Annotated in this window: 4 protein-coding genes and 1 pseudogene; 4 read left to right on the plus strand and 1 reads right to left on the minus strand. The window is 29.1% G+C overall.

The window, feature by feature from the left end:
• Genes ABY863_RS12945 through ABY863_RS12960 form a run of 4 tightly spaced genes read left to right on the plus strand, consistent with a single transcriptional unit; the run spans window position 1 to window position 3,577 of the window.
• Window positions 1-681, plus strand: a complete 681-nt coding sequence (locus ABY863_RS12945; RefSeq protein ID WP_372795499.1) for a YjjG family noncanonical pyrimidine nucleotidase — start codon at window positions 1-3, stop codon at window positions 679-681.
• Between the two features lie 33 nt (window positions 682-714).
• Complete coding sequence (locus ABY863_RS12950; protein ID WP_372795501.1) at window positions 715-1,266, plus strand: hypothetical protein; 552 nt, start codon at window positions 715-717, stop codon at window positions 1,264-1,266.
• Complete coding sequence (locus ABY863_RS12955) at window positions 1,263-2,633, plus strand: DUF5723 family protein (protein WP_372795503.1); 1,371 nt, start codon at window positions 1,263-1,265, stop codon at window positions 2,631-2,633. Before ABY863_RS12950 ends, ABY863_RS12955 begins: the two co-directional genes overlap by 4 nt.
• Window positions 2,634-2,683: 50 nt before the next feature.
• Entirely contained in the window at window positions 2,684-3,577 is an 894-nt protein-coding gene (locus ABY863_RS12960) for a hypothetical protein (protein ID WP_372795505.1), read from the plus strand.
• A 118-nt stretch (window positions 3,578-3,695) separates the two neighbouring features.
• Here ABY863_RS12960 and ABY863_RS12965 read toward each other — a convergent pair.
• Window positions 3,696-4,402, minus strand: a pseudogene (locus tag ABY863_RS12965) (replication-associated recombination protein A); the annotation flags it as partial.

Below are 4,402 nucleotides of genomic sequence, written 5' to 3' on the forward strand. Positions count from 1 at the left end.
ATGAAAATAAAACACGTATTTTTCGATTTAGATCATACTTTATGGGATTTTGAAACAAATTCAGACATTGCTTTTGAAACCATTTTTAAAATGCACAATGTAAGTATAGATCTTCAAAAGTTTTTAAATTACTATCGTGGTATCAATCAGAATTATTGGGCATTATATAGAAATGAAAAAATAACCAAAGAAGAACTTAGAGTAGGTAGGTTAAAAGATACTTTTGTGAAAATAAAACAAAAATTCGACAATGAATTAATAGATAATTTATCTATAGATTATATAGAAGTGTTGCCCAATAACAATCAGCTTTTTGAAGGAGCTCATGAAATTTTAGAGCATTTGTATGTGAAATACAAACTTCATATTATCACCAATGGTTTTAATGAAGTTCAATATAAAAAATTAGACAACTCTGGGTTAAGTAAATATTTTGATAAAATAATTACGTCAGAAGATGCCGGAGTGAAAAAGCCCAACCCTAAAATTTTCAACTTTGCGTTAGATCTTGCTGAAGCAACGTCAAAAGAATCTATAATGATTGGCGATAATTGGGAAGCCGATGTTATGGGAGCAATTAATAATGGTATAGATGCCATTTATTTTAATTATGAAAAACAGCCTGTTGGAGCAAATATAAAAAGTGTGCATCAGTTAATACAAATAAAGCAATATTTATAAAATAAAAATATTTTAGTTTTGAATTCAGTTTTTATGAGTGCCAGTAAGATAGTTTTAAGTTTAATTATAATAATTTGCTTTCAAAGTTGTACAAAAAATGTTGATTTTGATCAAATTGATGACGCTAATATACACACCACTTATCTATCAACTTTGGTATATTTAAACTTAACAGCACCCAAGTTTTTAGATACATTTAATCAGGAAATAGCTATAACTACCGATGCTGTTGAAGCCACAATTTCTCAAGATTCAAAATCCTATTTAGAAAAAGTTGAATTTACGGTAGTAACTAATAATTCGTTTCCTAGAAATTTTGAACTTAGTATTATTTTTTATGATGCATTTGGAATTCCAATTTACACCTTGCAGCCAACTATTGTGGCACCTCCAAACTCTTCGGAATTGACTACTATTATTGAAATTCCACAAGTTGATATTCCTATTATTTATGAAACAAGGTCTTTTGGCTTTTATATTTACCTCTCACCGAGCAGTGATGGAAGTATAATTTCTATGAATGATACAGCAACGTTAGATTTAAAATCTTCAGTTAAATTATTTTTTAACTATCGAAAAATATGAGAAAACTAGTACTAGTTAGTTTTCTTGTATGTGCTTTTGGTTATGCCCAAAACAAACAAGTTTTGTATGATTTTGCGAGTCTTCCACAAACATTACTGTTAAACCCTGGGGCTGAGGTAGACTATAAGTTTCATGTTGGTTTACCTTTGTTATCACAACTAAGTGTTCAAGCTGGATTCACAGGATTTTCGGTTTATGATATTTTTGCTGATGATGGTATTGATATTAATGATAAGATTAGAAATGCAGTAAACAATTATGGAACTACTGAATTTATGACTTTTAATGAGCAATTAGAAGTTTTAAGTGGAGGGTTTCGTTTAAAAAATGACTCTTATTTAAGTTTTGGCTATTATCAAGAACTTGATTTTTTAGCTAAAATTCCACGCGATATAGTAGATTTGTTTTATGATGGAAATACCAATATTGATAGACGATATTCAATCAATAAATTAAGCGCCAGAACTGAATTATTTGGAGTGCTTCACATTGGTTTGTCAAAAAAAATTAATAAAAAATTACAAGTTGGCGCTAGGTTTAAAATATATTCCAGTGTATTTCACGCAACTTCCAAACTTAATACAGGTTCATTTTATACAGAAGAAGGTACAAATAATAGGTATTCACAACATTTAGAAAATGTAAATTTTTTAATGCAAACTTCAGGAATGTTTTTGGATAATAATGAAGAAGTGAATGGTTCTTATATGAAAAGCAAGTTGCTTTTTGGAGGTGATTTAGGAGTAGGAGTAGATCTGGGTTTTACGTACCGACCTAAAAAACAATGGATTGCTACTGCGAGTGTTCTGGATTTAGGTTTTATAAAGTATTCTAAAGATATAGAATCATATAGAATTAAGGGAAACTATGAAGTTGAAGGATTTCAATTGCTTTTTGACCCCAATAATCCTCAAAATTATTGGAATGATTTAAAAGATGAATTTGACAATAGCATTGTGTTAGATACTTTATATAAAAGTTATATTACATTACGTCCTGTAAAATTAAATGGTTCTATTAGCTATTCTTTTGGTCAGCAATATGATGATTGTAGGTTTTTAATAGACCCGAAAACTTATTTAAATAAAGTTGGGCTTCAATTATATTCAAATATAAGTGCAGTGCATTCGTATGTAGCAGCAACGTTGTTTTATGAACGAAGATTAGGAAAACATTTACAAACTAAAATTACCTATACCGCCGATCCGTACTCTTTTTCAAATATTGGAATGGGCTTATCAACAAAGTTTGGTATTTTTAATGCTTATTTTGTTGCTGATAATTTACTGAGTCTGCGTAATTTATACAATGCCAAAAGCACTAGTTTTCAATTAGGAGTAAATTTTATAATGAATCATAATAATTAGTACATTTACAAAGATCAATATAAAATAATAGTGTCCAAATTTATACAATTATGAATAAATCATTTTCCATTAGCCTTGTTTTTATACTTTTTTGTTCCATACTTTTTGCTCAAAATAACATAAATTCATATAAATATATTTTAGTTCCAAAACAATTTGAATTTCAAAATGTTGAAGATCAATATCAATTAAATTCATTGACAAATTTTTTGTTTAATAAAGCGGGGTATACAGTTTTATATACCGATGAACAATATCCTGATGATTTGGCTAATAATAGTTGTTTAGCATTGAAAGCTAAAGTGAACAAAAATTCAAGCATGTTCAAAACAAAAATGACGATTGATTTATACGATTGTAAGAACAAAATAATCTTTTCAACTAAAGAGGGATCCTCCAAAGAAAAAGTTTATAAAAAAGCATATCAAGAGGCAATAAGAGATGCCTTTGTTGATTTAGAAGAACTAAATTATGCATATGATAGTTCGTTAAATGACCAGAATAAAAATAGTATTGAACCTAAAGAAATAGTGATAACTCCTACTGAAATTAAAATTCCTATGGTTAAGGAAGTTGTTGCTGAGCCCATAACTAATAAAATTACACCTGTAGAGGATGTAAAAGTAGTAGTATTAAAAGAAGCAGAGGATGTGAAAATAGCACCTTCTATAATTGCTGAAAAACAAGATGTAAAATCTATTGAAGGAAAATTTAATTTTCAAAATTGGGGAGTAAGTACTATTTCAAAAAATGGAGATGATTTTATTGTTGTTGGAGGTGATGAAAATTTTGAATTTGCCACTATTTATAAAACGTCAAAACCAACTATTTTTATTATTAAATGGGTTGCATTTAAGACACCTCAGTTATTAGAGTTAGACTTACAAGGAAATTTAAAAGTTGATTCAGATAATGAATTAAAAATTTATAAAAGGATTGAATAATTTTGGCTAAAGCCAATTTGTTTCAAATTCATGTTTGTCCATAGCTAAAGCCTTTGGCAATTGAATTAAATTTTTTAAGATTTTGAATTGCCTCCAGATTTATCTGGAGGAACCTAAATTAATAATTGTATTTATTTTTCCACAGTTTTTTTAAAAAATCTCTAATGGTATTTTCTCTTGAGTTGTGCCCAGGTTCATAAAACTTTGTGTTTTCTAATTCTTTTGGTAAGAATTCTTGTACTGCAAAGTTATTTTCAAAACTATGGGCATACTTGTAGTTTTTCCCATAGTCTAATTCTTTCATTAATTTTGTAGGGGCATTTCTTAAGTGTAATGGTACTGATAAATCACCCGTTTCTTTTACCAAAGCTTGCGCTTTACCAATAGCTTCATAAGAAGCATTGCTTTTTGCAGAACTTGCTAAGTAAATAGCACACTGACTTAAAATAATGCGCGATTCTGGGAAGCCAATAGTATTTACTGCCTGAAATGTATTATTTGCTAAAATTAATGCTGTTGGATTTGCATTTCCTATATCTTCTGAAGCTAAAATAAGCATTCTTCTTGCTATAAATTTTGCATCTTCGCCACCTTCAATCATTCTGGCAAGCCAATAAACAGCTCCGTTTGGGTCACTTCCTCTTATTGATTTTATAAAGGCAGATACAATGTCATAATGTTGCTCGCCAGTTTTATCATATAAGACGGTATTTTTTTGAACTTTAGAGAGTACTAAATCGTTAGTAATGGTAATTGGTTCATCTTCTGAATTCACTACCAATTCAAAAATATTGAGTAATTTTCTGGCATCACCACCTGAAATCC

Source organism: Lutibacter sp., from assembly GCF_041562875.1.
Lineage (GTDB): Bacteria > Bacteroidota > Bacteroidia > Flavobacteriales > Flavobacteriaceae > Lutibacter.

Bases quoted from the DNA above. Each gene is read 5' to 3' on its own strand.
- ABY863_RS12955 (WP_372795503.1), top strand. From the start codon at position 1,263: ATGAGAAAACTAGTACTAGTTAGTTTTCTTGTATGTGCTTTTGGTTAT.
- ABY863_RS12950 (WP_372795501.1), top strand. From the start codon at position 715: ATGAGTGCCAGTAAGATAGTTTTAAGTTTAATTATAATAATTTGCTTT.
- ABY863_RS12945 (WP_372795499.1), top strand. From the start codon at position 1: ATGAAAATAAAACACGTATTTTTCGATTTAGATCATACTTTATGGGAT.
- ABY863_RS12960 (WP_372795505.1), top strand. From the start codon at position 2,684: ATGAATAAATCATTTTCCATTAGCCTTGTTTTTATACTTTTTTGTTCC.